Raw genomic sequence first — 25,391 nt, 5'->3', positions numbered from 1 at the left:
TGGTCGTTGAGCAGGCGATCGGATTTGTCGACCAGATTGGTTTACGAGGATGAACACGTGGTTTCGCCGGGCGGTCGGTACCGTCGGTGTGGCCGGCGGCATTTTGCTGCTCGGTGCCGGTGCCGCACATGCCGATGACGCCCTGGTGCCCGGCCAGCTGGACGATCTCTTCTCGCCCGCCGGGGGTCCCAACAACCAGTCGCTGCAGCTCGAGGCGCACGGCTCGCGCATCGACACGAGTGCGGCCAGCAGCTCGCAGGCGGGTCGTCGCACCACCAGCACGCAGGTCACCAGCCAGCAGCTGCCCGACGTGCTGAGCCTGCTGCCGACCGAGATGCTGGGCCTGCCCCGCACGACGTCCAGCAAGGTCGCCAACATCTCCGCGGCGCCGGGCAGGACGCTGCCGACCGAGGACTCCGTCGCAGCGCTGCCGCTGGTCGGCTCGCTGCAGCAGTTCGGCCTCCCGGGCGTGGCCGGCATGCCGGTCGCCGCGGGTGACCCGCTGCGCGGCGCGTCGATCGCCGACACCCGCACCGCGTTCCCGAACGTCGGCGCCGAGGCGACGAGCCTGCCGCTGGGCAACACCGCCGGCGGCGGCCTGCCGCTGGTCGGCGGCCTCGGCGGCGGCACGGGCGCGCTGCCCCTCGTCGGCGGCCTGCCGGTGCAGGGCACCCTCAAGCCCGTCGACGACTTCGCCATCCCGCTCGGCGGGGGCAAGCGCTCCAGCGGCCAGCGGGTCCAGCGGGTCCAGAGCACGCAGGGTGTCCAGGGCATGGCGGCCGGCATGGAGGCCGGCATGGAGGCCGGCACCGAGGCCGGCACCGGCCTGCCGGTCGTCGGCGACGTGCCGCTCGGCGGCAGCGACGTGCTGAAGAACGACTCGGTCACCGGCGTCCCGGTGATCGGCGGCGTCGGCCCGACCCCCGGCGTCAGCACCACCGCGGTCGCGAACCGGCTGGTGCCGACCACCGGCGCCCTGCCCCGGGCGGCGAGCCAGCTGCCCCTGGTCACCGAGAAGACGTACGCGCCGCGGCACGCCGGCGGCTACCGCCCGCGGCACGCCGCGGCGGAGGCGCTGCCGGTCGTCGGCGGGCTGCCGATGCTCAACGGCATCGCGGGCGGCAACCTGCCGCTCGTCGGCGGGCTGCTCGGCGGCCGCTGACCCAGTGCGTGCAGGGCCGGCTCCCGCGCGGGGGCCGGCCCTACTGGTGGTACGTGCGCTCGCCCGCCCTGATCTCGGCGTCGAGGCGGTTCTCGTACGGGGCCAGCGGACAGGCCCACGCGTCGTCGTACGCGCACGACGGGTTGTAGGCGTAGTTGAAGTCCAGCCGCACCCGGCCGTCGGGCTCCAGCGCGACGCCGCGGCCGTGGGTGCCCTTGACCGTGTCGGTGAGGTAGCGGCCGGCGCCGTAGGACTCCTTGCCGCAGGTGGCGTCCCGGAACGGCAGGAACAGCCCACCGCCGTAGGCCGCCAGCCAGAACAGGGTCAGCCGCCCCCACGGGGTCGGCAGCACCCCGACGCGCTCGTAGCGCAGGACCCCGTCCTCGCCGCCGGTCGCGATCTCGATCGAGCCGCCGGCCGGCTCCATCGGCACCACCACGGCGAACGCCGGGTCGACCGGGAAGTACTTGAGCGGGCCGGGCGCCGCGGACTGCGGGTGGGTCGCGAACAGCTCGTCGCGCGCCGCCCGGAAGCCGGCGATGTCCACATCGGACAAGTACATGGCGGCGACCCGGGCCCGGAAGTCGGCCAGCGACAGTGCGTCCACACCCCCGACGCTACCGGATCTTGACCGTCCCGCCGACCAGCACCGGCGGGCATGCGGGTCACCGTACTGGCGTCAGCCGCGCAGCGGCGCCCCTGCGGCGTGCAGGTGGCGCAGCGCCTGGGAGTAGGAGTCGACGAACGTCGCGGACAGGTAGGGCACGCCGATCTCGGCGCAGTACCGCTGCACGATCGGCTGGGCCTTGCGCAGGTTCGGGGTCGGCATGTTGGGGAACAGGTGGTGCTCGATCTGGTAGTTCAGTCCGCCGAGCAGCACGTCGACCCAGACCCCGCCGCGCACGTTGCGGGAGGTCAGCACCTGCTTGCGCAGGAAGTCCAGCTCGTCGTCGCCGGTGAGGGTGGGCATGCCCTTGTGGTTCGGGGCGAACGTCAGGCCCAGGTACAGGCCGAACAGCCCCTGGTGCACGGCGATGAAGGCGAGCGCCACGCCCGGCGACAGCAGCGCGAAGACGGCGACCAGGTAGGCGGCGAAGTGCCCGTACAGCAGGAAACCCTCGAGCTTCGAGCGCTTGACCCTGCCGATCGCGCGGGCGCTGGACACGTGCAGGTTGAACCCTTCCAGCAGCAGCAGCGGGAAGAACAGCACCGCCTGCCAGCCGCCGACGAGCCGGGCCAGGCCCTTGGCCTCCCGCGCCTGCCGGGTCGACCAGACCAGGATGTCCGGCGCCACGTCCGGGTCGTGCTCCTCGTGGTTGGGGTTGGCGTGGTGGCGGGTGTGCTTGTTCATCCACCAGCCGTAGCTCATGCCGATGCCGAGGTTGCCCAGCAGCAGGCCGAACACCTCCGAGGCGGGCCGGCCGCGGAACACCTGCCTGTGCGCCAGGTCGTGGGCGACGAGGGCGACCTGGGCGTAGGCGACGGCGAGCACCGCCGCCACGAGCAGCGCCCACCAGGACGAGCCGGTGAGGGCGAGCGCCGCCCACCCGCCGGCGTACAGGGCGCCCACCAGGGTGAACCGCAGGGCGTAGTACCCGGGCCGGCGGTCGAGGAGACCGGCCGCACGGATGCGCTTGGACAACGTCGTGAAGTCGGAGGTGCGGTCGGCCAGCAGTGTCATGGGTCCAGCCTCGCGAGCCGGCGGCCCGTGATCGAGCCGGGCAACCCCGCTGTTTGTGGTGGTGCTGGCCCTACCAGCGGGCACCGTTAGGGTGGGCAGGGTGCCAGTGCTCATCGGCTCCTACGCCGACCAGATCTCGATCTTCGACGACGACTTCAAGCCGGCGGGCGCGCCGATCCGGGCGTCATCGCCGTCGTATCTCGCGGTGGGCCCGACCGGCGTGATCTACACGGTCGCCGAGCTGGACGAGGGTCACGTCGCCGCGTTCCGCCCCGACGGCACCCCGCTGGGCTCGCTGCCGACGGGCGGCGCCTCCCCGTGCCACCTCGCGGTCACCGACGGGTTCGTCCTGTCCGCCAACTACCGGGGCGGCAGCGTGTCCGTGTTCGCCGTCGACGCCGGCGGTGCCCTGACCGCCCGCACCGACCTCGCGCAGCACGCCGGCCACAGCGTCCATCCCGACCGGCAGACCGCGCCGCACGCGCACCAGGTGACCGTCCGCGGCGACCTGGTGTACGTCGTGGACCTCGGCCTGGACGAGATCGTGCACTACCGGCTGGCCGCCGACGGGACCCTGCACCGGCAGCGCGTCACGTCCACGACCCCGCTGGGCAGCGGCCCGCGGCACCTCGCGCTGCACCCCGACGGCCGCGTGTTCGTCGCCAACGAGCTGGCCTCGACCGTCGCCACGTACAGCGCCGACTTCGACGTCCTGGACGTGCGGCCGTCCGTGCTGGTCCCGCCCGCGGGCGACAACCTGCCCAGCGAGCTGCTCCTCGCACCCGACGGCACCCGCCTGTACGTGGCCAACCGTGGCAACGACACGATCACCACGTTCGAGGTGACCGACGCGGGCCTGTCCCCGCTGGACGAGGTCTCCACCGGCGGCACCTGGCCCCGGCACTTCACCCTGATCGACGGCGCGCTGGTCGTCGCCAACCAGCACTCCGACACGGTCACGCTGCTGGAGCTGGACCCGCGGACCGGCGTGCCGCAGCCCGGCCGGGTCGTGCTGGAGCACCCGTCCCCGAGCGCGGTCGTGCACCTGCCGTAGCCGCGGCGCCCCGCGCGGGCGCCCTAGACCCAGGCGCCCGCGCGCATGACGCGGGTGACCTGGAGGGCGTCGTCGAGCAGGACGAGGTCGGCGCGCAGGCCGGGGCGCAGGGTGCCCAGCTCGTCGCCGAGGCCGATCGCGGCGGCCGGGGTGGCCGAGGCCATCCGGGAGGCGTCCACCAGGGACAGCCCGGCACCGGCGGCGCGGCGGAAGGCGGCGTCCATGGTGAGGGTGCTGCCGGCGATCGAGCCGTCGCGGGTCAGGCGGGCCACGCCCCCGGCGACGGCGACGCCCTGGCCGCCCAGGTCGTACTCGCCGTCGGGCATGCCGGCGGCGGCCATCGCGTCGGTGATGAGCGCGGCGCGGCCGGGGCCGGTGACGGAGGCGGCGAAGGCGAGGGTGCCGTCGTGCAGGTGCACACCGTCGGCGACGAACTCGCAGGTGACCGGGGCGGCGCCGAGCAGGGCGAAGACCGGGCCGGGCTGGCGGTGGTGCGGCGGGCGCATGCCGTTGAAGACGTGGGTGCCGACCGTCGCGCCGGCCTCGACGCCGGCGAGGGTCTCCTCCCAGGTGGCGTCGGTGTGGCCGATGGCGGCCACGACCCCGCGGGAGACCAGCAGCTTGATCGCGTCGAGGGCGCCCGGCAGCTCGGGGGCGACGGTGACCATGCGCACCGCGCCCTCGCCGGCGTCGATGAGGGCGGTGAGCTCGTCGAGGGAGGGGTGGCGCAGATACGCCGGGTTCTGCGCGCCGCAGCGGGCCTGCGACAGGTACGGGCCCTCGAAGTGCACCCCGGCCAGGACGCCCTCGGCGACCAGCGGGGCGAACGCCTTGGTCGCGGACAGCATCAGGTCCGGCGGCGAGGTCACGAGGCTGGCCAGCAGGGTCGTGGTGCCGTGCCCGCGGTGGTACGCGGCCGCGGTGCGGGCGGCGTCGGGGTCGCCGGTGGTGAAGGTGGCGCCGCCGCCGCCGTGGACGTGGATGTCCACGAACCCGGGCACGACGGTCACGTTGTCGGCGCTGCCCGGCGCGGCCTGACCGACCTCGGCGATCCGGTCGCCCTCGACCCGGACGAAGCCGTTGTCGATCACGCGGTCGCCCGCGATCACCCGTACGCCGGACACCACCGTCATCGCGTTCCTCCTGAGCTGTCTGAACTGTCTGCGCTGTTGCTGGCCGGGCTGTCGAGGCTGTCGAGGGCGAGCAGGGCGGCGCCGAGGCAGCCGGCCTCGTCGCCGAGCGCGGCCCGGGTGATGGCCGGCTCGCGGTGGAACGTCACGCGGGCGTGGACCCCGGCCCGCAGCGGCGCCAGCAGCGCCTCGCCCGCCTCGGCGAGGCCGCCGCCGAGGACGATGACCGCCGGGTCGAACAACGCGATGCCGGTCATGAGCCCGTCGGCCAGGGCGTCGATGGTCTCCTGCCAGACCGCGACCGCGGCCGGCTCGCCCTCGGCGGCCAGGCGGGCGACCTCCTCGGCGGTGGCGGGGCGGCCGGCCCGCTCGCCGTACCGGCGGCCGACCGCCGACGCCGACGCGATCGACTCCAGGCAGCCACGCTGGCCGCAGCCGCACTCGGGGCCGTCCGGGCGCACGACGATGTGGCCGATCTCGCCGGCGGCACCGTGCGCGCCCGTGTAGACCTGCCCGTTGACCACGTTGGCCGCGGCGATGCCGGTGCCGATGGGGATGACCAGCACGTAGGAGTGTCCCCGCCCGGCGCCCAGCCGCGCCTCGGCGAGCCCTCCGGCGCGCACGTCGTGACCGAGGGCCGCGGGTAGCCCGAGGCGCTCCTCCAGCAGGGCCTTCAGCGGCACGTCCCGGAAGCCGACGTTCGCGGCCCAGACGGCGACGCCGCCGCGCTCGTCGATCACGCCGGGCACGACCAGCCCGGCGGCGCGCGGCTCGAGGCCCTTCGCCCGGGCCGTGGCGGCGAGGCCCTCGGCGATGTCGAGGATCGTCGCGATGACCGCCTCGGGCCCGCGCTCCCGGCCGGTGGCGTGCCGCTCGGCGTGCAGCACCTGGTGCAGTGCGTCGCCCTCGGCGCCGACCAGCGCGCACTTGATCCCGGTCCCTCCCACATCGAGGGCTATCACGGTCTGCGTCATGCGGGCTCGTCCTCGCGCTGATCGATGTGGCATGAAACTCGGCGGGTTCGCGCATCATTGCGCACTGCCGGGCAGGCTGGCAACCGTACCCCCCGGGTTAGTTCGAGCAGTTGCCTTTGCGTTTACCCGTAGTTTCGCGCATTATTGTGCACACATCTCGCACCGTACGCGCAGGGGAGGGGCCCGTGGACCGCTATGCGCGCTGGAACGCGCTCCTCGAGATCCTCACCGACAGCGGCCGGATCAGCGTCGAGGACGCGGCCGAGCGGCTCGACGTCTCGCAGGCCACGATCCGCCGCGACTTCGACCAGCTCGCGCAGCAGCAGATGATCACCCGGACCCGCGGCGGGGCGGTCGCCAACGGCGTCTCCTACGACCTGCCGCTGCGGTACAAGACGGCGAAACACGCCCCCGAGAAGCAGCGTATCGGCGCCGCCGCGGCCGCCCTGGTCTCCCCGGGCATGGTCGTCGCCCTCAACGGCGGCACGACCACCACCGAGGTCGCCCGTGCCCTGGCCGTGCGCCCGGAGCTGACCGGCGGCGTCGACGACGCCCAGCTCACCGTGGTCACCAACGCGCTCAACATCGCCAACGAGCTGCTCGTGCGCTCCCGCATGAAGATCGTCGTGACCGGCGGCGTGGTCCGGCCGCAGTCCTTCGAGCTCGTCGGCCCGCTCGGCGGCAACATCCTGCGCGACGTCACCCTCGACATCGCCCTGCTCGGCGTCGACGCGCTCGACGTCACCCTCGGCGCGGCCGCCCACCACGAGGGCGAGGCGGCGATGAACAGCCTCATGGTCGCCCGCGCCCGCCGGGTCGTCATCATCGCCGACAGCTCCAAGCTCGGCGGCCACGCGTTCGCCCGGATCTGCCCGATCGACCGCATCGACACCCTGGTCACCGACTTCAACGCCACCCCGGAGACCCTGGCCGCCTTCAGCGCCGCCGGCGTCAAGATCGTCACCGCATAGCCCGTCGCGGGTGCGGGCGATCACCGGCGGGCGCCGGTAGGCTGGGCCGACCCCCGGACCTTTGGGAGCGACGATGCAGCGCGACGACCTCGCCGCCACTCGTGTCCCGGCACAGCCGTCGACCCATGACGACTTCCTGGACACCGATCTGGACGCGGATCTGGACACCGATCTGGACGCGGATCTGGACGGTGCCGAGGGCGACGGCGGGCTCGACGTCGCCGCGGTCGAGGAGCCGCCGGAGCTCGACGAGCGCGGCAAGCGGATCCTGGACTTCGAGCGGCGGTGGTGGCGCCAGGCCGGCGCCAAGGAGCAGGCCATCCGCGACACGTTCAACCTGTCCGCGACCCGCTATTACCAGCTGCTCAACGCCCTGCTCGACGACCCGCTGGCCCTCGCGCACGAGCCGGTCGTCGTGCAGCGCCTGCGCCGCCTGCGCGCCTCCCGCTCCCGCCGCCGCTGACGAACACGGCGGCCGCCCGCGCTGGTGTCCGTCCTCGTGTCACCAGCGGCCCGGCTGGTCCGCTCCAGTGCCCTGATCGACCGCGGGCGTCAGGTCGACCGTGACCCGCGCCGCTGCCGGGCGGGCCGGTGCTGTCCGTTCTCGGCACGACTCACCCTCTCCACCTGCCAGGCGGACCGGCCCCGTGGGCATGGAGGAGCCCGGTCCAGGAGGACATGCTGCTCGCGGCGCAGGACCTGCGGGTGGCGGCCGACCCGGGCCAGGCCCGACCGGCGTGACGGCGTGCCCGGGGCAGGGGGAGTCAGCCGCGGGACTGTTGCTGCTCGGCGTACGCGGCGAGCCAGGCGACCTGGGCCGGGTCCAGCGACGGGCGGACCCGCTCACGGGCCAGGGCCACGTGGGCGGCGGTGACCTCGGTGGCCTCCAGGGACTCGCGCATGGCGGCGAGGGCGGACTCGCGGATGAGCGCGGCGCAGTCCGCGGCGGAGAACCGGTCCAGGGACGCGGCCAGGGAGGGCAGGTCGACGTCGGCGGCGAGAGGGACCGACTTCGAGGCGGTGCGCAGGATCTCGGCGCGGGCGTCGGCGTCCGGGGGCGGGACGAAGACGAGGCGCTCCAGGCGGCCGGGGCGCAGCAGCGCCGGGTCGACCAGGTCGGGGCGGTTGGTGGCGCCGATGACCACGACGTTGCGCAGGGACTCGACGCCGTCGAGCTCGGTGAGCAGGGCGGCCACGACGCGGTCGGTGGTGCCGCCGTCGGTGGCCTGGCCGCGGGTCGGGGCGAGGGCGTCGACCTCGTCGAGGAAGACCAGCGTCGGTGCGGCTTCCCGGGCCCGGCGGAACAGCTCGCGCACGGCGCGCTCGCTCTCGCCGACCCACTTCGACAGCAGCTCGGCGCCCTTGACCGACAGGACGTTGGCCTTGCCGGTGCCGGCGATCGCCTTCACCAGGAACGTCTTGCCGCAGCCGGGCGGGCCGTACAGCAGGACGCCACGCGGCGGCTCCACGCCCAGGCGGGAGAACGCGTCGGGGTACGACAGCGGCCACAGCACCGACTCGGTCAGGGTCTGCTTCACCTCGGCCATGTCGCCGACGTCGTCGAGGGTGACCTTGGCCAGCTCGAGGGACGACTCGGCCATCGACGTGGGGCGCACGACCTCCAGCGCGGCGTCGAAGTCGGCCATGAGGACGACCGGCGGCTCGCCTTCGCGGCGGTGGCGCAGCGCTGCTCGTACACCTGCCTCGCGGGACAACGCGGCGAGGTCGGCGGCGACGAAGCCGGGCGTGCGTCCCGCCACGTCGTCGAGGCGGACGTGCTCGTCGAGCGGCATGCCGCGGGTCAGGACGGCGAGCTGCTCGCGGCGCAGCGCGGCGTCGGGCAGCGGGACCGCGATCTCGTGCGCGAGCAGGCCGGGGGAGTGCAGCGCCGGGTCGACGGACTCGGGGCGGCTGGTGGTGCACACGACCGCCTCGCCGTCGCGGATCAGCTCGCCGACCAGCTGGCGGAACACGGTGGACAGCGGGCCGGGCTGCTCGCGCGGGGCGAGCGCGTCGACGTCGGCGACGAGCAGGACCGCCGGCCCGGGGGCGCGCACCTGGCCGGCCGCCTCGCGCAGCCGGCCGGCCGCGTCGTTGTTGGTGAGCGCCGCGAGCTCCGGCGCCCACAGCGGCACCACCCGCGCCTCGACACCCGCCGCGACGGCGTGCACGAGGTCGGACTTGCCGGAGCCGGCCGGGCCGGTCACCAGGACGCCCAGTGACACCGTCGTGCCGAGCTTGGCCAGCACCTCGCGGTGGTGGAAGCCGAGGTCGAGCAGCTCGGTCAGCTGCTCCGCCTGGGCGCGCAGGCCGGGGAGGTCGTCGAGCTGCACGGTGGCGACCGGCGCCGGGCTGTCGGACGGGTGGTGGGCGGGGGCGAGGACGCTGCCGGGGGCGTGGGTGGCGTGCCCGTGCCGCCAGCCGACGGCGGTGTCCATCGTGACCAGCGCACCGGGCCCCGGGTCGGCGGCGACGACGGTGAGCAGGGCGCTGGTCCACGCGTAGCCGACGGTGTTGGACAGGCTGCGCCGCGCCGCCTCGAACACGCCGGGGTCCAGCGACGTGAGCGACACGTCCTGCGGCAGCAGCGACACGTTGTCGCCGACGGTGACGACCTTGCCGAGCAGGGCCAGCCGCAGCATCTCCGGCGAGACGACCGCGGCGATCTGCGCCGGACCGGTCAGCGTCACCGACGTCGCCGCGCGCAGCCGCGCGGCCGCGACGGTGACCTGACCGCCGTCGCGCAGCCCCAGGTTGCCCAGCAGGAGGTCGTCGGCGTAGAGCAGGGCGCGGCTGGCGCCGGCCTCCGCCGGCGCGGCGATCCCCGCCGACTCGCGGCGGCCGGTGAGCGCGATCGGGTCCCCCGCGCGCAGCCCCAGCGCGGCCAGCACCTCCGGATGCAGCCGGACCACGCCGCGGCGGGCGTCCAGCGCCGCCGGGCGCAGGCTGGCGGTGAGCGTCAAGGTCGCGGCCACTCCGCGAGCGTATATCCCGGCCGCTTGCTGAGAAGGCGCTGAGGAATTCGCCATCGCGCAACATCGGTTGCGTACGTTTGGCCGATGCGTCTCTTACCGCGTCTCAACCGGCGCCGGGTCATCGCCGGCTCGGTGGTCGCCCTGGTGCTGGTCGGTCTGGTCGGCTGGGCGGTCGTGCCCTCGCCCGCCACGTACCGCACCGAGGAGCAGCGCATCACCGTGCGCACCGGCCCCGGCGACGCGACCGAGGTGACCCTCGACACGACGCTGTACCTGCCCAAGAAGAGCGGCCGGAAACCGGCGATCCTGCTCGCGCACGGCTTCGGCGGCACCAAGCAGAGCGTGCGGTCCGACGCGCAGGACTTCGCCGATCTCGGGTATGCGGTGCTCACCTGGACCGCACAGGGCTTCGGCCGCTCCACCGGCGAGATCCACCTCGACAGCCCCGACTGGGAGGTCAAGGACGCGCAGCGGCTGCTGGACTGGCTCGCCGCCCGGCCCGACATCCAGACCGACGCGGCCGGCGACCCGCGCGTCGCCGCGGTCGGCGGCTCCTACGGCGGCGCGCTCGCCCTGCTGCTGGCCGCGCAGGACCGGCGGGTCGACGCGATCGTCCCGATGATCACGTGGAACGACCTGTCCCGCGCCTTCCTGCCCGAGTCGACCGGCAAGGACCCCGCCGGCGGCGTGTTCAAGAAGCAGTGGGCCGGCCTGTTCTTCGGCTCCGGCAGCGCCGACCCCATCACCGACGCGCTCACCGGCGGCGGCGCGGCCGCGCCGCAGCGGACCCCCACCGGCGACGCCCAGTGCGGCCGCTTCGCCAGGGACGTCTGCGAGGCGTACCTCGACATCGCCACCACCGGCAAGGCCGGCGAGGCGGCGCTCGCCCTGCTGCGCCGCTCCAGCCCGGCCCCGGTGCTGGACCGGATCAAGGCACCGACGCTGCTGATCCAGGGCCAGGTCGACACCCTGTTCCCGCTCAGCGAGGGCGACGCCAACGCCCGCGGCATCGCCGCCGCCGGCACGCCCGTGCGGGTCGCCTGGTTCACCGGCGGCCACGACGGCGGCAAGGGCCCGCAGTCCGAGGTCGACCGGCTGCGGTTCCTGACCGCGCAGTGGCTCGACCACTACGTCAAGGGCAACGGCAAGGCGCCGGAGAACAGCTTCACCTACTCGCGGGTGTCCGGCCTCAACGCGCAGGGCCGCGGGCTGGTCACCGCGGCGTCGTCGCTGGACGCGTACCCGGGCCTGGCCGGCACCTCCACCGCGAGCATCGCGCTCACCGGCGGTCCCCAGGACATCGCCAACCCGCCCAACGGCAACCCGGCCGCGATCTCCTCGCTGCCGATCGCCAGCGTCGCGAGCCTGCTCGGCAGCGGTGTCTCCGCCGAGATCCCGGGCCAGCACGCCGACTACACGTCCGCACCGCTGCCCGCGACGCTGGACGTGGCGGGCGCGCCGGTCGTGCGCATCCGGGCCGCGTCGCCGACCGGCGAGGCGGTGCTCTTCGTCAAGCTGTACGACGTGCCGGCGAAGGGCGCCGCCTCGATCCCCGACGGGCTGATCGCGCCGGTACGGCTGACCGGGCTGCCGAAGACCATCGCCGACGCGCAGCCGGTGACCGTGACGCTGCCCGCCGTCGTGCACCGATTCGAGGCGGGCAGCCGGGTGCGCATCACGGTCGCCTCCGCCGACAGCGCGTACGCCTCCCCACCCGACCCGGTCGTCTACCAGGTCGCCGTCGACGGGGCGGTGAGCCTGCCGGACGTGGCCGGCACGCCGCTGGCGAACCCGAACGTCATCTGGCGGTACGTCCTCGCCGCACTCGTCGCGCTCATCCTGGTCGGGCTGGTCGCCGCGGTGCTGGTCGCCCGCGCCCGGGCCAGGCGCATCGAGCGCCGCATCGACCCCGACCACGCCGACACGCCGCTCGTGGTGCGGGGGCTGCGCAAGACGTACGGGGACTTCGTCGCCGTCGCGAAGGTCGACTTCACCGTCCAGCGTGGGCAGGTCGTCGGCCTGCTCGGCCCGAACGGCGCCGGCAAGACCACGTCGCTGCGGGTACTGATGGGGCTGACCAGGCCCAGCGAGGGCGAGATCCTCGTCTTCGGCCACCAGCTCCTGCCGGGCGCCCCGGTGCTGTCCCGGGTCGGCGCCCTCGTCGAGGGCCCGGGCTTCCTGCCGCACCTCACCGGTCTGCAGAACCTGCACCTGTACTGGGCCGCGACCGGCCGGCCGGCACAGGACGCGCACTTCGACGAGGCGTTCGAGATCGCCGGTCTGGGCACGGCCGTCAACCGGCGGGTGAAGACCTACAGCCACGGCATGCGCCAGCGCCTCGCCATCGCCCAGGCCATGCTCGGCCTGCCGGAGCTGCTCGTGCTGGACGAGCCGACGGACGGGCTGGACCCGCCGCAGATCGCGGAGATGCGCAAGGTGCTGCGCCGGTACGCGACCGGCGGCCGGGCCGTGCTGGTGTCCAGCCACCTGCTCGCCGAGGTGGAGCAGACCTGCACCGACGTCGTCGTGATGCACAAGGGCGAGGTCGTGGCGGCCGGCAAGGTCGACGACATCGTGGGCGACTCGCCGACGGTGCAGCTGGACGTGTCCGACGTGGACGCCGCCGGGAAGGTCCTCGAGGAGCTCGCCGGGATCCGCTCGGTCGCCTGGTCCGGCGGCAACGGACTGGTCGTCGACATCGACGGCACACCGAGGTCCGAGGTGGTCGCCGCGCTCGTGCGCGCCGGCGTCGGCATCGACCGGGTCACGCCGCGGCGGCGGCTCGAAGACGCGTTCCTGTCGCTGGTCGGCGGCGACACCAAGGCCAGCGGGGAGCGGTCATGACATCCACCTCCACTCCGGGTTCCGCCGCGGTCGACGCCGTCGGCGGCGCGCCGGGCTACCGGCCGGGCGCCACCCTCTCGCTGTGGACGGAGATCCGCCGCCAGGCGGCCCGCCGCCGCACCCAGCTGGCGCTCGGGTTCATGGTGCTGCTGCCGCTGATCATCCTGATCGCCTTCCAGCTCGACAACGGCGGCGACGACGGCGAGGGCGGCGGCGGCGAGTTCTCCCGCCTCGCCGACCTGGCCACGGCCGGCGGCGCCAACTTCACCCTCTTCACCCTGCTGGTCTCCTCGGGCTTCCTAATCGTGGTGGTCGTCGCCCTCTTCTGCGGCGACACGGTGGCCAGCGAGGCGTCGTGGGGGAGTCTGCGGTACCTGCTGGCGATGCCCGTCCCGCGGGCCAGGCTGCTCGGCGTCAAGGTGACCGCGGCGCTGCTCTACTGCCTGCTCGCCATGCTGATCCTGGTCGGCACCGCCCTGCTCGCGGGCACGCTGCGCTACGGCTGGGCCCCGCTCAACGCCCCGATCGGCGGCGAGATCGCGGCCGGCACCAGCGTCGTGCGGCTGCTGGAGATCGTCGGCTACCTGTGCGTGTCGCTGCTGGTCGTCGCCTCGCTCGCGTTCCTGCTGTCGGTGTCCACCGACGCCCCGCTCGGCGCCGTCGGCGGCGCGGTCCTGCTGCAGATCCTGTCCAACATCCTCGACCAGATCACCGCGCTCGGCACGATCCGCAACTTCCTGCCGACCCACTACGGCGACGCCTGGCTCGGCCTGCTGTCCACCCCGCTGCAGACCGACGACATCGTCAAGGGCTGCATCGCCTCCCTCGCGTACGCGACGATCTTCTTCTCCCTCGCGTGGTGGCGGTTCCTGCGAAAAGACGTGGTGAGCTGAAGGCGTTTCGCGTACTGACCGGTAGGGTGCCGGTCCATGCGAACCTCGGCGCTCCGCGGCGCTTGGCTGCTCGTGCTCGGCCTCGCCGCGCTGTCCGGCACCCTCTACTACGACCAGGCCAACATCGCCGGCTGGACCAGCTACCCGGCGTCCTCCAACGCCATGAACGGTCCGGCCCAGGCCCTCACCGCGCAGATCTTCACCCTGGTCGGCGCGTTCGCCGCGGCCGGCGTCGCCGTCCTGGTCGCCGTGTGCGCGCTGCTGTTCGCCACCGGCCGCCGCTTCGGCCACTGGGCGCTGCGGCTGACGGTGGTGCTGACGTTCGTGCTGCTGGCGCTGGTCGCGGTGGTCGTGGTGGTCGCGTCGCTGACGAGTGAGCCGCCGGCGGCGCTGATCGACACCCCGGTCTGGCTGCTGCTGACCGAGTGGGCCGCGGTGGCGACCGCCCTGCTCGGCGCCGGCATCACGACCTCGACGCTGTGGCAGTTCGCCGACGCCGAGGCCCCCGTCTGACGCGGCCGTGCGGCGGTCAGCGGTACTGCGCGACGGTGACCATCGGCGGGCGGTCCGGGTGGGCGACCTCACGGTCGGCCGGGGTGACCGTGTCGCCGTGGCGTTCGAACTGGGTGAGGGTCGGCCAGGTCGGCCGGTCGGGGAACACCCGGGCGTGGATGGTGTGCAGGATCGTCGCGGCCATCCGGCCGAGGGCGGCGGTGTCCTGGTGCCCGTGGGTGCGCTGGCCGAGGTCGACCTGGGCCACCGCGTCCAGGCCGGCGGTGCGGTACGTGTCGATGAGCAGCCCCGTCTCGACGCCGTAGCCGGCCGCGAAGGGCAGGGACTCCAGCAGCGAGCGGCGGGCGGCGTACTCGCCGGCGAGGGGCTGCACGACCCCGGCCAGCTCCGGGAAGTACGCGTTGAGCAGCGGGCGGGCGGCCAGCTCGGTGACCCGGCCCCCGCCGGCGGCGGAGACGTCGAGCAGGGGACGGTCGTAGAAGGCCTTCACCATCAGGGTCGCCGGGTCCTCCAGCAGTGGGCCGAGCAGGCCGGTGACGAAGTGCGGGCGGAAGTCGGTGAGGTCGGCGTCGACGTAGACGAGGATGTCGCCGGTGGCCACCGCGAGGGCCTTCCACAGCACCTCACCCTTGCCGGGGCGGGAGCCGGTCTCCGGCAGGATGTCGTCGCGGTGGTGGACGGCGGCGCCGGCCCGGCGGGCCACCTCGGCGGTGCGGTCGACCGAGCCCGAGTCGACCACGATCACCTCGTCGACGAGGGGGATGAGAGTGCGCACGCCGGTGACGATCTCGGCGACGGTCGGCTCCTCGTCCAGGGCGGGCAGCACCACGCTGATGCGGGTGTCGCCCTTGCGGCGGCGCAGGTCGGCGAGGGACCAGTCGCGCCAGGAGGAGGTACGTTTGGCGAACCAGGCCGCCGCGTCGGGGTGCATGAGTGAAACGGTAGCCATGCCCATCCCGTGAGATGACTCATACAGCGCGGGCGGTGTCGCCCCTTACACTGAGAGTCGTAACAGGCACGACACAACTGAATACCTCATCCAGAGGGGCAGAGGGATACGGCCCGATGAAGCCCCGGCAACCCCTGCGACGACGTCTCGACGACGAGGCCGATCGCGGTAGGTGCCAAATCCGTCCCGGTGCGCAAGGCCATGCACCTGGGGAAGATGAGAGGAAGGCCTCCATGACCTCGACGCTCAGCGTCTTCACCGACTCTCCCGCCCGCCACCTGGTCTGCCGTGGCTGTGGCACCCAGTTCCCGCTCGCCGCCCAGCACGCGTGTTATGAGTGTTTCGGCCCGCTCGAGGTGGGCTACGACGCCGCGGCGCTCGCCCGGGTCACCCGCGAGCAGATCGAGGCGGGCCCGCAGAACATCTGGCGCTATGCGCCGCTGCTGCCGGTCGGCACCGACCCCGCCAGCCGCGTCACCCTCGACCCGGGGCTGACCCCGCTGGTCAAGGCCGACCTGCTGGCCAAGGAGCTGGGCATCACCGGGTCGCTGTGGGTGAAGGACGACTCGGCCAACCCGACCCACTCGTTCAAGGACCGGGTCGTGTCGGTGGCGTTGACGGCGGCCAAGGCGCTCGGCTTCACCCGCTACTCGTGCGCCTCCACCGGCAACCTCGCCAACTCGGTCGCCGCGCACGCCGCGCGCGCCGGGGTGCCCTCCACCGTGTTCATCCCGGGTGACCTGGAGCCGGGCAAGGTCGTCATGAGCGCCGTCTACGGCGGCAACGTCGTGGCGATCGACGGGTCCTACGACGACGTCAACCGGCTGTGCTCGGAGCTGACGGAGACCGACGAGTTCGAGGACACCGCGTTCGTCAACGTCAACGTCCGGCCGTTCTACGCCGAGGGCTCCAAGACCCTGGGGTATGAGGTCGCCGAGCAGCTCGGCTGGCGGATCCCGGCGCAGGTCGTCATCCCGATGGCCAGCGGCGAGCTGCTCACCAAGGTGGACAAGGCGTTCAGCGAGCTGGTCGAGATCGGCCTCGTGCCGGCGTCGGAGTGGAAGGTGTACGGGGCACAGTCCGCCGGCTGCAACCCGATCGCGGTCGCGCTGCACAACGACACCGACGAGATCGTCCCGGTCAAGCCGACCGGCATCGCCAAGTCGCTCAACATCGGCGACCCGGCCGCCGGGGTCTACGCGCTGGAGTCGGTGCGCCGCACCGGCGGCTGGATGGAGTACGTCGACGACGACGAGATCCGCGCCGGCATCGAGCTGCTCGCCCGCACCACCGGCGTGTTCGCCGAGACCGCCGGCGGGGTCACCACCGCGGTGCTGAAGAAGCTCGTCGAGACCGGCAAGCTCGACCCGTCGAAGGAGACCGTCGTGTTCAACACCGGCGACGGGCTCAAGACCCTCGACGCGGTCGCCGGTTCGGTCGGCCCGACGCACCGGGTGAAGCCGTCGCTGAAGTCGGTCCGCGAGGCCGGGCTTTTGAGCTGAGGGCTGATTTTTTTGCGCAACCGGTCGGCACCGGTGACGGACGGTGTCGGACCGGCTGCGCTTGAGAGAGCGCTTCCACGCTCGGACGAGGACGGACTCATCCGATCGACGGAGGCGGCCGGCACGCACGGTGACCGCGGTCGAGCCGAGCGTCTCGAAGCCATCCACCGAGGGGCTTGACGACCTGGGGACCGCGCGCCAGGATGCTCGGTGCGGGAGGACGTGTCGCCGCGAGGCCCGGACCCTGGTCCAGGCCCGCGACCACAGCACCGGAGGTGCTGGCGAGCGTCCTCTCGACCAATTTCCGGGCAGGTCGCGGCGGCGGCGCATCGAGGCGAATATGTGTTGTCCGTCGATGTCCACCTGCGCCACCCTGGCGGCATGAGCCATGACCTCACGATCGTCGAGCTGGACGTCGATGACCCGGCGGCAGTCGACGCGGCCTACCTGATCGGTAACGAGGCGATCGCGGCCGACCTGCCGGACCTGCCGCCGGTGTGCCGCTACGAGCACGACGTGCGGGTCCGCGTACCCATGCCGGGCGCGGACCGGCACACCTTCCTGGCGTACCGCGGCGCGGAGCCGGTCGGCATGGTCCACGTCGACCTGCCGGTCTACGACAACCTCACCAAGGCGATCCTGGACGTGCTGGTGCTCAAGCGGCACCGCCGCCAGGGCGTCGGCCGCGCGCTGTACCGCCACGCCGTCGACTTCGGCCTGGCCCGCGGCCGGACCTCGGCGATGGGCTTCAGCGTGTTCACCGATCGTGACGGCGCGCCGATCGGCTCGTCGGCGCCGTTCGCCGCCGCCGTCGGCCAGGAGAATAAGCTGGTCGACGTGCGCCGCCGGCTCGACCTGTCGACCGCCGACGACGCCGAGCTGGACCGGCTGCTCGCCGGGAGCTGGCCGAAGGCGGCCGGCTACTCCGTCGTCCAATGGGGAAACCTCCCGCCGGAGGAGCTGATCGAGGACCTGGCCGAGCTGGACAGCTCCTTCCTCGACGAGACGCCGAACGGCGACCTGGACTACGAGGCGGAGAAGGTCGATGCCGACCGGCTGCGCCGCGCGTCGCAGGTGCGCGCCCAGTACGGTGCCCGCCGGTACGAGACGGGCATCGTCCACGACGCGACCGGCCGGCTCGTCGCCTGGACCGCGATCCGGGTGGCCAAGACCATCGACTGGCACGCCTGGCAGCTGATCACGCTGGTGCACCCCGGGCACCGCGGTCACCGCCTCGGCATGATCGCCAAGGTGGTCAACCTGCGGACGCTGCGCGCGCAGGAGCCCGCGGTCCGTATGATCGATACGTTCAACGCCGAGGTCAACACGCACATGATCGCGATCAACGAGGCGATGGGGTTCCGCGCGGTGGACCGCTGGGCGAACTGGCAGGCCTCAGTCGCGTGAACGGTCCTCGTACATGGCGAGGAAGATCGAATAGGGCCGGCCATGGGTGCGTTCCCGATGGGCGTACTCGTCCAGCAGCGCCTGGAACCGGTCCTGCAGCTCCTGCCACTCCTGCGGGGTGAGCCGGAGGCCGAGACGGGCGAAGTTGACCGACTCGGCCCGGTCCTCCAGCAGCGCGAGCTCCTGCTGGAACGCCTCCAGCATCGCCTGGTTGGTGCCCGCGCCGTGCTCGCCGACGCTGAGCTGCCACGACTTGCCCGTCGCGAGGTAGGGCACCTCGCGGGCGCCGCGCGGGCCGCGGCGCTCCTCCTGCGGCACGAGGAACCCGGTCGCGACCAGCGTGCGCACGTGGTGCAGGACGGTGGCCGGGTTGGCGTCGAGCCGCTCGGCGATCTCCTTGTTGGTCAGCGCCCGGTCCAGGCAGAGCCGGATGATGCGCAGGCGGACGCCGGAGGCGAGTGCCTTGGCCTCCGCGTCGGTAGCTGGTCGCCGCATCGTCCGATTGTATTGATTGACTTTTCCCAATCACTCGGTGACAGTGGTCTCGTGGAAATCGGCCTGCTCCGCGACCGCGACTTCAGGCTGCTGTTCACCGCCGACACCATCAGCCAGGTGGGCACCCAGGTCACCCTGCTGGCGCTGCCGCTGGTCGCGGTGCTCACCCTGGACGCGACCGCGCTGGAGGTCGGGATCCTCGCCGCCTGCGAGACCGCCGCGTTCCTGCTGGTCGGCCTGCCCGCCGGCGCGCTGGTCGACCGGCTCCGGCGGCGCGGGACGATGGTCGTGGCCGATGTGCTGCGGGCCGTCCTGCTGGCGTCGGTGCCGCTGGCCTGGTGGACCGGCACGCTGCAGATGCCGCAGCTGTACGTCGTGGGCCTGCTCTGCGGCGTGTGCACGGTGTTCTTCGACGTGGCGTACCAGAGCTACCTGCCGTTCCTGGTCGGCAAGGACCGCCTGGTCGAGGGCAACGCGCGGCTGGAGATGGTCCGCTCCACCTCGCAGATCGGCGGGCCGACCGTCGCCGGCGGCCTGGTCAAGCTGCTCGGCGGGCCGCTCGCGATCGCCACCGACGCGGCCAGCTACCTCGTCTCGGCACTGTTCCTCTGGCGGATCCGCAAGACCGAGGAGCGGCCGGCCCGGCGGCCCGACGCCCACCTCGGCCGCGAGATCATGGAAGGCCTGAGGTTCGTGCTGGGCAACCGGCTGCTGCGGGCGATCTCCATGTGCACGGGCACCGGCAACTTCTTCGGCGCCATCTTCAACGCGATGCTGATCGTGTACCTGGCCCGCGACCTGGCCTTGTCGCCGGCGCTGATCGGCCTGTACTTCAGCGTCACCGGCCTCGGCGCGCTGGCCGGCGCGTTCCTCGTCACCCCGTTCGTGCGCTGGTTCGGCCAGGGCCCGGCGATGTGGATCGCGATGACCGTCGCGTCGCTCGGCAACCTGCTCGTGCCGTTCGCGCGGGCCGACTGGCGGCTGTGGCTGGCCGCGTCCGGCGGCATCCTGTTCGGCATCGGGGTCGTGGTGTACAACGTGACCCAGGTGAGCTTCCGGCAGACGATCACCCCTGACGAGCTGCTCGGCCGGATGAACGCCACGATGCGGTTCATCGTCTGGGGCACCATGCCGCTGGGCGGGTTGGCCGGCGGGCTGCTCGGCGCGGCCATCGGTGTCCACCCGACGATCTGGGTGGCGTGCGCCGGAATGCTGATATCCGTGGTGCCACTCCTTCTGTCACCCTTGCGGAAGCTCCGCGAGTTGACGTCCGCACCTTCCGCGGGCACGGAAGTAGTGCGGAAGTAGGCCGATCTTGCGGTTGTGCAGCGGTTGCGTGGTTCCAGTCGCGGCTTCCAAGCACAACCGCAAGATCGGCGCTTCCCAAATGGCAGGATGGCGACATGGAGCACCCACACCCCATGTTCACCACCCACACCGACACCCTCGAGCGGGCGCTGACCGCGATCGCCGAGCGTGCGTACTGGTCGGCGTACCCGGAGTCGCCCAGCCCGCGCATCTACGGCGAGCACGCCGCGGCCGACGGTGAGGCCGCCTTCCGCGCGTACCTGGGCGGCGACTTCCCCCTCGCCGACCAGCCCGCGATCACCGGCTGGGTCGCGACGGAGGCCTCGCCCTTCGGCATCCCGCTCGACATCCGGTACCCGCACGCCGACGTCGACGGGCTGCTCGCCGCCGCCGCGGCCGGGATGCCGGCCTGGCGCGACGCCGGGCCGCGGACCAGGGCCGGGGTTTGCCTGGAGATCCTCGCGCGGCTGCACGCCGGCGCCTTCGAGCTGGCCAACGCCGTGCACGCGACCACCGGCCAGGCGTTCGTCATGGCGTTCCAGGCCGGCGCGCCGCACGCGTTCGACCGGGCGCTGGAGGCGATCGCCTACGCGTACCGCGAGATGACCCGCACCCCGGCGAGCGCCACCTGGGAGAAGCCGGCGGGCAAGGGTGAGCCGCTGCGGATGCGCAAGACCTTCCATGTCGTGCCCCGCGGCGTCGCCCTGGTGATCGGCTGCAACACGTTCCCGACCTGGAACTCCTACCCCGGCCTGTTCGCGTCCCTGGTCACCGGCAACCCCGTCGTGGTCAAGCCGCACCCGGGGGCGGTGCTGCCGCTGGCGATCACCGTGAAGACGGCCCGGGAGGTGCTGGCCGACGCCGGCTTCGACCCCAACCTGGTGCTGCTGGCGCCCGAGGCGCCGGGCGAGGGGCTGGCGAAGGTCCTCGCGGTGCGGCCCGAGGTGCGCATCATCGACTTCACCGGCTCCACGGAGTTCGGCGACTGGCTGGAGGACAACGCCCGCCAGGCCGCCGTCCACACCGAGAAGGCCGGCGTCAACACGATCGTGGTCGACTCGACCGCCGACTTCGCCGGGATGTGCCGCAACATCGGCTTCTCGCTGCTGCTGTACTCCGGGCAGATGTGCACGACGCCACAGAACGTGCTGGTGCCCTCGGGCGGCATCGCCACGGAGGACGGGCACAAGAGCTTCGACGACGTCGCCGCCGGGATCGCCGGCGCGGTGGCCGCACTGACCCGCGACCCGGCCCGCGGTGTGGAGCTTTCCGGCGCCATCGTCAATGAAGGCGTGCTGCGCCGCTTGGAGAAAGCCCGCACCCTCGGCACCGTGCTGCTGGAATCGTCTGACGTTACGCATCCGGTATATCAGAACGCGACCGTCCGCACGCCTCTGATCGTGCGGCTCGACGCCGATGCGGCGGCCACCTATGGCACCGAGTGGTTCGGTCCTATTTCCTTCGTTGTCGCCACCGATTCGACCGGGGACAGTTTGCGGATCTTCGCCGACACGGTGGGTAAGAAGGGCGCATTGACCGCTTCGGTGTATTCGACGTCTGACGATGTCCTGGACGCGATGGAAGAGGCCGCTCTCCAGGCCGGAGTTCATTTGTCAGTCAACCTTACCGGTGGCGTCTTCGTGAACCAGTCGGCCGCGTTTTCGGACTTCCACGCCAGCGGCGCCAATCCCGCGGCCAATGCCGCGCTCACGGACGGTGCGTACGTGGCCAGTCGCTTCCGCGTCGTGCAGTCGCGCAGGCACGCCTAGTCGCAGGCCTTGCCGGCGCCTTGTCGGGGCTTAGTCGACTGGCGATGTTCGCGCCGGCAAGAACTGCGCCGAAAAGGTCCCATCGGAAACCTTTTGCGCGCGCATGATTCGTGACCTTGCTGTCCGATTTGGGGGCTGTCGGGTCTCGGGTTATCTCGTGTACCGTCCGTTTCGGTCGTCGATCCTCGCGCCGGTGCCACCCCACGGGCCGGCGTGGCCGGCCGAGGACCTCAAGGCTGGTCCCCACAGCCAGCCGGAGTGACGAAGAGGGACCGAAGTAGAGGAAGTGCACCGTGGCACAGGGCACCGTGAAGTGGTTCAACAGCGAAAAGGGCTACGGGTTCATCGCGGTCGACGGGGGGCAGGACGTCTTCGTCCACTTCTCCGCGATCGAGATGGATGGCTACAAATCGCTGGAAGACGGACAGCGCGTCGAGTTCGAGATCGCGCAGGGTCAGAAGGGCCCGCAGGCGGAGAAGGTCCGTCAAATCGCCTGACATCGTCTGGATCCACCCCGCCGGGGCACCGTCCTCATTGATGAGGAACGGTGCCCTGCGTCTGTTCGGGCGTTCTTCGTACCATTGGTGCCTGGTTTGTTGGCGTTTGCCGCGCTTCGACCACCCGCGTCGTCACCTTCGGTTTGCTTGCACTCGCACGGTCAGAGTGCTAAACAGGAGTTGGCACTCGCGACAGGTGAGTGCCAACGGTCGGGGCGGTGCAGCGCCTGGGTGCGAGAGCGTCCGGGAGCTGGTCGTCGCGGGCTCATCCGGCCCGACCACCGGGGATCCGCTGGATCCTTGAAGGTGCGAAAGCAGGCGGTGAGCCGCCGGCCCCACGTGGGTCGAGGCGTAACCGGAGTGTCCAGGAGGACAACGCCGAATGGCCAAGATTATCGCGTTCGACGAGGAAGCGCGCCGCGGCCTCGAGCGGGGCATGAACACCCTCGCCGACGCCGTCAAGGTGACGCTGGGCCCGAAGGGCCGCAACGTCGTCCTCGAGAAGAAGTGGGGCGCGCCCACCATCACCAACGATGGTGTGAGCATCGCCAAGGAGATCGAGCTCGAGGACCCCTACGAGAAGATCGGCGCCGAGCTGGTCAAGGAGGTCGCGAAGAAGACGGACGACGTCGCCGGTGACGGCACGACGACCGCGACCGTCCTCGCCCAGGCGCTGGTCCGTGAAGGCCTGCGCAACGTCGCCGCGGGTGCCAACCCGATGGCGCTGAAGCGCGGCATCGAGGCCGCCGTCGCGTCCGTCGCGACCGAGCTGGCCAACCTTGCCAAGGACGTCGAGACCAAGGAGCAGATCGCCTCCACGGCCTCGATCTCCGCCGGTGACTCCACCGTCGGCGAGATCATCGCCGAGGCGATGGACAAGGTCGGCAAGGAAGGCGTCATCACCGTCGAGGAGAGCAACACCTTCGGGCTCGAGCTGGAGCTCACCGAGGGCATGCGCTTCGACAAGGGCTACATCTCGCCGTACTTCGTCACCGACACCGAGCGGATGGAGACGGTCCTCGACGACCCCTACATCCTCATCGTCGAGTCGAAGATCTCCGCGGTGAAGGACCTGCTCCCGGTGCTGGAGAAGGTCATGCAGTCCGGCAAGCCCCTCGCGATCATCTCCGAGGACGTCGAGGGCGAGGCCCTCGCGACCCTGATCGTGAACAAGATCCGTGGCACGTTCAAGTCCGTCGCCGTCAAGGCCCCGGGCTTCGGTGACCGCCGCAAGGCGATGCTCACCGACATCGCGATCCTGACCGGTGGCCAGGTCATCTCCGAGACCGTCGGTCTCAAGCTGGAGAACGCGACGCTGGACCTGCTGGGCAAGGCCCGCAAGGTCGTCATCACCAAGGACGAGACCACGATCGTCGAGGGCTCCGGCGACGCCGACGCCATCAACGGCCGGGTGGCGCAGATCCGTGCCGAGATCGAGAAGTCGGACTCGGACTACGACCGCGAGAAGCTGCAGGAGCGGCTGGCGAAGCTCGCCGGCGGCGTCGCGGTCATCAAGGTCGGCGCGGCCACCGAGGTCGAGCTCAAGGAGCGCAAGCACCGCATCGAGGACGCCGTTCGCAACGCGAAGGCGGCCGTCGAGGAGGGCATCGTCCCCGGCGGTGGTGTCGCGCTCGTGCAGGCCGGCAAGTCGGCGTTCGACAAGCTGGACCTCGTCGGCGACGAGGCCACCGGCGCCAACATCGTCAAGGTCGCCCTTGACGCGCCGCTGCGCCAGATCGCCGTCAACGCCGGCCTCGAGGGCGGCGTCGTGGTGGAGAAGGTCCGCAACCTCGAAGCGGGCTGGGGCCTCAACGCCGCCACGGGCGACTACGTGAACCTGCTGGGCGAGGGCATCATCGACCCCGCCAAGGTCACCCGTTCCGCCCTGCAGAACGCCGCCTCCATCGCGGCGCTCTTCCTCACCACCGAGGCCGTGGTGGCGGACAAGCCGGAGAAGACCCCGGCGCCGGCGGGTGCGCCCGGCGGCGGCGACATGGACTTCTGAGTCCGGTTCTTCGTAGAGGGGCAGGCCCTGCCGGGCCTGCCCCTCTTGCTGTCCGCGGTCGGGTGCGCCCTTGGCTGTCCGCGGGCGCGTTCGTCCTTCGGCTGTCCGCGGTCGGGTTCGTCCTTCGGCTGTCCGCGGGCGGTTCGTCCTTCGCTGCCCGGCCGCCGCGATCAGCCGCAGGTGTCGCGCAGGACGCGCAGAGTGTTGTCCCAGCCCAGCCTGCGCAGGTCGGGCTCGGACCAGCGACGGCCCCGCAGCTCGTCGAACAGCGCCGGGTACGCCGACACGTCGGGCAGGCCCTCCGGCAGCACCTCCGTACCGTCGAAATCACCGCCGATGCCGACCGCGCCGATCCCGGCGACGTCACGGACGTGCTCCACGTGGTCGGCGACGTCCCGCACGCTCGACGGCGGGCACGGGTTGGCCGCGATCCACTCCCGCTGCAGCCGCTCGAACTCCGCCGAGCCGAACTCGGCCGGGATGGCGTCCTCGACGCGGTACAGCTCGTCGCCCCACTGCCGGCAGGCCTCGTTGAGGAAGAACGGCACGAACGTCACCATCACCACCCCGCCCGTGTCGCGCACTCGGGTCAGGACGTCGTCGGGCACGTTGCGCGGGTGGTCGCACAGCGCCCGCGCCGAGGAGTGGGAGAAGAACGCCGGCGCCGTCGACACGTCCAGCGCGGCGTGCATGGTCGCGGGCGCGACGTGCGACAGGTCGGCCATCATGCCCAGCCGGTTGAGCTCGCGCACCACCTCCACGCCGAACGGCGAGAGCCCGCCGACCGCCGGCTCGTCGGTGGCGCTGTCCGCCCAGGCGGTGTTCTTGCCGTGGGTGAGGGTCAGGTACCGCACGCCCAGCCGGTACAGACTGCGCAGGACACCCAGCGAGTCGTCCAGGCAGTGCCCGCCCTCGGCGCCCAGCAGCGACGCGATCCGGCCGCTCTGGCTGATCCGCTCGACCTCCCCGGCGGTGGTCGCGAGCGCCAACTGGTCCGGGTGCGCCTCGACCAACCGCCGGACGAGGTCGATCTGCTCGAGCACCTTGACGGTCGCCTCGGACTGCGGCCCGCCGCAGGGCACATAGACGGACCAGAACTGGGCCCGCACCCCGCCTTGCCGCAGCCGGGGCAGGTCGGTGTGCAGTCCTTCGGCGTGCCCGGCGACGTCGGGCGCCCCGGCCCGCATCCGCAGCCGCCACGGCAGGTCATTGTGGCCGTCGATGACGGGTATCGCACCACTCATCCCACCGACTGTAGGGAT

Annotated in this window: 21 protein-coding genes and 1 riboswitch; of the genes, 13 read left to right on the top strand and 8 right to left on the bottom strand. The window is 72.3% G+C overall.

Going from position 1 to position 25,391, the window contains the following annotated elements; translation table 11 throughout:
* Positions 1–49 precede the first annotated feature (49 nt).
* The gene (locus tag OP18_RS36030; RefSeq protein ID WP_033363579.1) at positions 50–1,162 is read left to right on the top strand and encodes a hypothetical protein; all 1,113 of its coding nucleotides are present in this window, start codon (positions 50–52) and stop codon (positions 1,160–1,162) included.
* Between the two features lie 40 nt (positions 1,163–1,202).
* Here OP18_RS36030 and OP18_RS36025 read toward each other — a convergent pair whose 3' ends face one another.
* Both OP18_RS36025 and OP18_RS36020 read right to left on the bottom strand, forming a co-directional pair.
* Positions 1,203–1,769, bottom strand: a complete 567-nt coding sequence (locus OP18_RS36025; RefSeq protein WP_033363578.1) for a DUF1684 domain-containing protein — start codon at positions 1,767–1,769, stop codon at positions 1,203–1,205.
* A gap of 72 nt (positions 1,770–1,841) precedes the next feature.
* Complete coding sequence (locus OP18_RS36020) at positions 1,842–2,843, bottom strand: fatty acid desaturase family protein (protein WP_033363577.1); 1,002 nt, start codon at positions 2,841–2,843, stop codon at positions 1,842–1,844.
* A gap of 100 nt (positions 2,844–2,943) precedes the next feature.
* On the opposite strand from OP18_RS36020, the gene OP18_RS36015 reads away from it, so the two are divergent.
* Positions 2,944–3,897 (top strand): lactonase family protein, encoded by a 954-nt coding sequence (locus OP18_RS36015; protein ID WP_162189879.1) that lies wholly within the window; start codon positions 2,944–2,946, stop codon positions 3,895–3,897.
* A 23-nt stretch (positions 3,898–3,920) separates the two neighbouring features.
* Here the strand turns inward: OP18_RS36015 and nagA are convergent, their stop codons facing one another.
* On the bottom strand, positions 3,921–5,030 hold the full coding sequence (nagA, locus tag OP18_RS36010) for an N-acetylglucosamine-6-phosphate deacetylase (RefSeq protein WP_033363576.1): 1,110 nt from the start codon (positions 5,028–5,030) through the stop codon (positions 3,921–3,923).
* Positions 5,027–6,001, bottom strand: coding sequence for an ROK family protein (locus tag OP18_RS36005; RefSeq protein WP_033363575.1), 975 nt, complete (start codon positions 5,999–6,001; stop codon positions 5,027–5,029). The genes nagA and OP18_RS36005 overlap by 4 nt, the downstream gene beginning before the upstream one ends.
* 185 nt (positions 6,002–6,186) lie before the next feature.
* Here OP18_RS36005 and OP18_RS36000 point away from each other — a divergent pair, with 185 nt between their 5' ends.
* Positions 6,187–6,972 carry a DeoR/GlpR family DNA-binding transcription regulator gene (locus tag OP18_RS36000; protein WP_033363574.1) on the top strand — a complete coding sequence of 262 codons (786 nt, stop codon included), beginning with the start codon at positions 6,187–6,189 and terminating at the stop codon, positions 6,970–6,972.
* Between the two features lie 73 nt (positions 6,973–7,045).
* A complete protein-coding gene (locus tag OP18_RS35995; RefSeq protein WP_081971388.1) occupies positions 7,046–7,435 on the top strand; it encodes a DUF3263 domain-containing protein in 390 nt (129 codons plus the stop codon).
* A gap of 301 nt (positions 7,436–7,736) precedes the next feature.
* On the opposite strand, the gene OP18_RS35990 is transcribed toward OP18_RS35995, so the two are convergent.
* Positions 7,737–9,947, bottom strand: coding sequence for an AAA family ATPase (locus tag OP18_RS35990; protein ID WP_033363573.1), 2,211 nt, complete (start codon positions 9,945–9,947; stop codon positions 7,737–7,739).
* An 84-nt stretch (positions 9,948–10,031) separates the two neighbouring features.
* Here OP18_RS35990 and OP18_RS35985 point away from each other — a divergent pair, with 84 nt between their 5' ends.
* The 3 genes from OP18_RS35985 to OP18_RS35975 are packed head-to-tail and all read left to right on the top strand — an operon-like array spanning position 10,032 to position 14,197.
* Positions 10,032–12,791 carry an alpha/beta fold hydrolase gene (locus OP18_RS35985; RefSeq protein WP_033363572.1) on the top strand — a complete coding sequence of 920 codons (2,760 nt, stop codon included), beginning with the start codon at positions 10,032–10,034 and terminating at the stop codon, positions 12,789–12,791.
* Positions 12,788–13,684 (top strand): ABC transporter permease, encoded by an 897-nt coding sequence (locus OP18_RS35980; protein WP_033363571.1) that lies wholly within the window; start codon positions 12,788–12,790, stop codon positions 13,682–13,684. The genes OP18_RS35985 and OP18_RS35980 overlap by 4 nt, the downstream gene beginning before the upstream one ends.
* Positions 13,685–13,720: 36 nt before the next feature.
* Positions 13,721–14,197, top strand: a complete 477-nt coding sequence (locus OP18_RS35975; RefSeq protein ID WP_033363570.1) for a hypothetical protein — start codon at positions 13,721–13,723, stop codon at positions 14,195–14,197.
* 16 nt (positions 14,198–14,213) lie between these two features.
* Here OP18_RS35975 and OP18_RS35970 read toward each other — a convergent pair whose 3' ends face one another.
* Positions 14,214–15,128, bottom strand: a complete 915-nt coding sequence (locus OP18_RS35970; RefSeq protein ID WP_033363569.1) for a glucosyl-3-phosphoglycerate synthase — start codon at positions 15,126–15,128, stop codon at positions 14,214–14,216.
* Between the two features lie 101 nt (positions 15,129–15,229).
* Positions 15,230–15,369: riboswitch (SAM riboswitch) on the top strand.
* A gap of 10 nt (positions 15,370–15,379) precedes the next feature.
* Between OP18_RS35970 and thrC the strand changes: the two genes are divergently transcribed.
* Both thrC and OP18_RS35960 read left to right on the top strand, forming a co-directional pair.
* Positions 15,380–16,648 (top strand): threonine synthase, encoded by a 1,269-nt coding sequence (gene thrC / locus OP18_RS35965; protein ID WP_033363568.1) that lies wholly within the window; start codon positions 15,380–15,382, stop codon positions 16,646–16,648.
* Positions 16,649–17,029: 381 nt separating this feature from the next.
* Positions 17,030–18,055, top strand: a complete 1,026-nt coding sequence (locus tag OP18_RS35960) for a GNAT family N-acetyltransferase (RefSeq protein ID WP_033363567.1) — start codon at positions 17,030–17,032, stop codon at positions 18,053–18,055.
* Here OP18_RS35960 and OP18_RS35955 read toward each other — a convergent pair.
* Complete coding sequence (locus OP18_RS35955; protein WP_033363566.1) at positions 18,044–18,550, bottom strand: winged helix-turn-helix domain-containing protein; 507 nt, start codon at positions 18,548–18,550, stop codon at positions 18,044–18,046. The genes OP18_RS35960 and OP18_RS35955 overlap by 12 nt on opposite strands.
* Before the next feature lie 51 nt (positions 18,551–18,601).
* On the opposite strand from OP18_RS35955, the gene OP18_RS35950 reads away from it, so the two are divergent.
* The 4 genes from OP18_RS35950 to groL all read left to right on the top strand — a co-directional run bounded on the left by OP18_RS35950 (position 18,602) and on the right by groL (position 24,129).
* Positions 18,602–19,858, top strand: a complete 1,257-nt coding sequence (locus OP18_RS35950) for an MFS transporter (protein ID WP_033363565.1) — start codon at positions 18,602–18,604, stop codon at positions 19,856–19,858.
* A 95-nt stretch (positions 19,859–19,953) separates the two neighbouring features.
* The gene (paaN, locus tag OP18_RS35945) at positions 19,954–21,627 is read left to right on the top strand and encodes a phenylacetic acid degradation protein PaaN (protein WP_033363564.1); all 1,674 of its coding nucleotides are present in this window, start codon (positions 19,954–19,956) and stop codon (positions 21,625–21,627) included.
* Positions 21,628–21,920: 293 nt separating this feature from the next.
* A complete protein-coding gene (locus OP18_RS35940; protein WP_033363563.1) occupies positions 21,921–22,124 on the top strand; it encodes a cold-shock protein in 204 nt (67 codons plus the stop codon).
* A 382-nt stretch (positions 22,125–22,506) separates the two neighbouring features.
* On the top strand, positions 22,507–24,129 hold the full coding sequence (gene groL, locus OP18_RS35935; protein ID WP_033363562.1) for a chaperonin GroEL: 1,623 nt from the start codon (positions 22,507–22,509) through the stop codon (positions 24,127–24,129).
* Between the two features lie 170 nt (positions 24,130–24,299).
* Here groL and OP18_RS35930 read toward each other — a convergent pair whose 3' ends face one another.
* Positions 24,300–25,373, bottom strand: a complete 1,074-nt coding sequence (locus OP18_RS35930) for a dipeptidase (RefSeq protein WP_052387830.1) — start codon at positions 25,371–25,373, stop codon at positions 24,300–24,302.
* Positions 25,374–25,391: the final 18 nt, after the last annotated feature.

Origin of the sequence: Dactylosporangium aurantiacum, assembly GCF_000716715.1 — a bacterium.
Lineage (GTDB): Bacteria > Actinomycetota > Actinomycetes > Mycobacteriales > Micromonosporaceae > Dactylosporangium > Dactylosporangium aurantiacum.
Note: the sequence above shows the minus strand (reverse complement) of the source record. Positions and strands in the feature narration are given on the sequence as shown.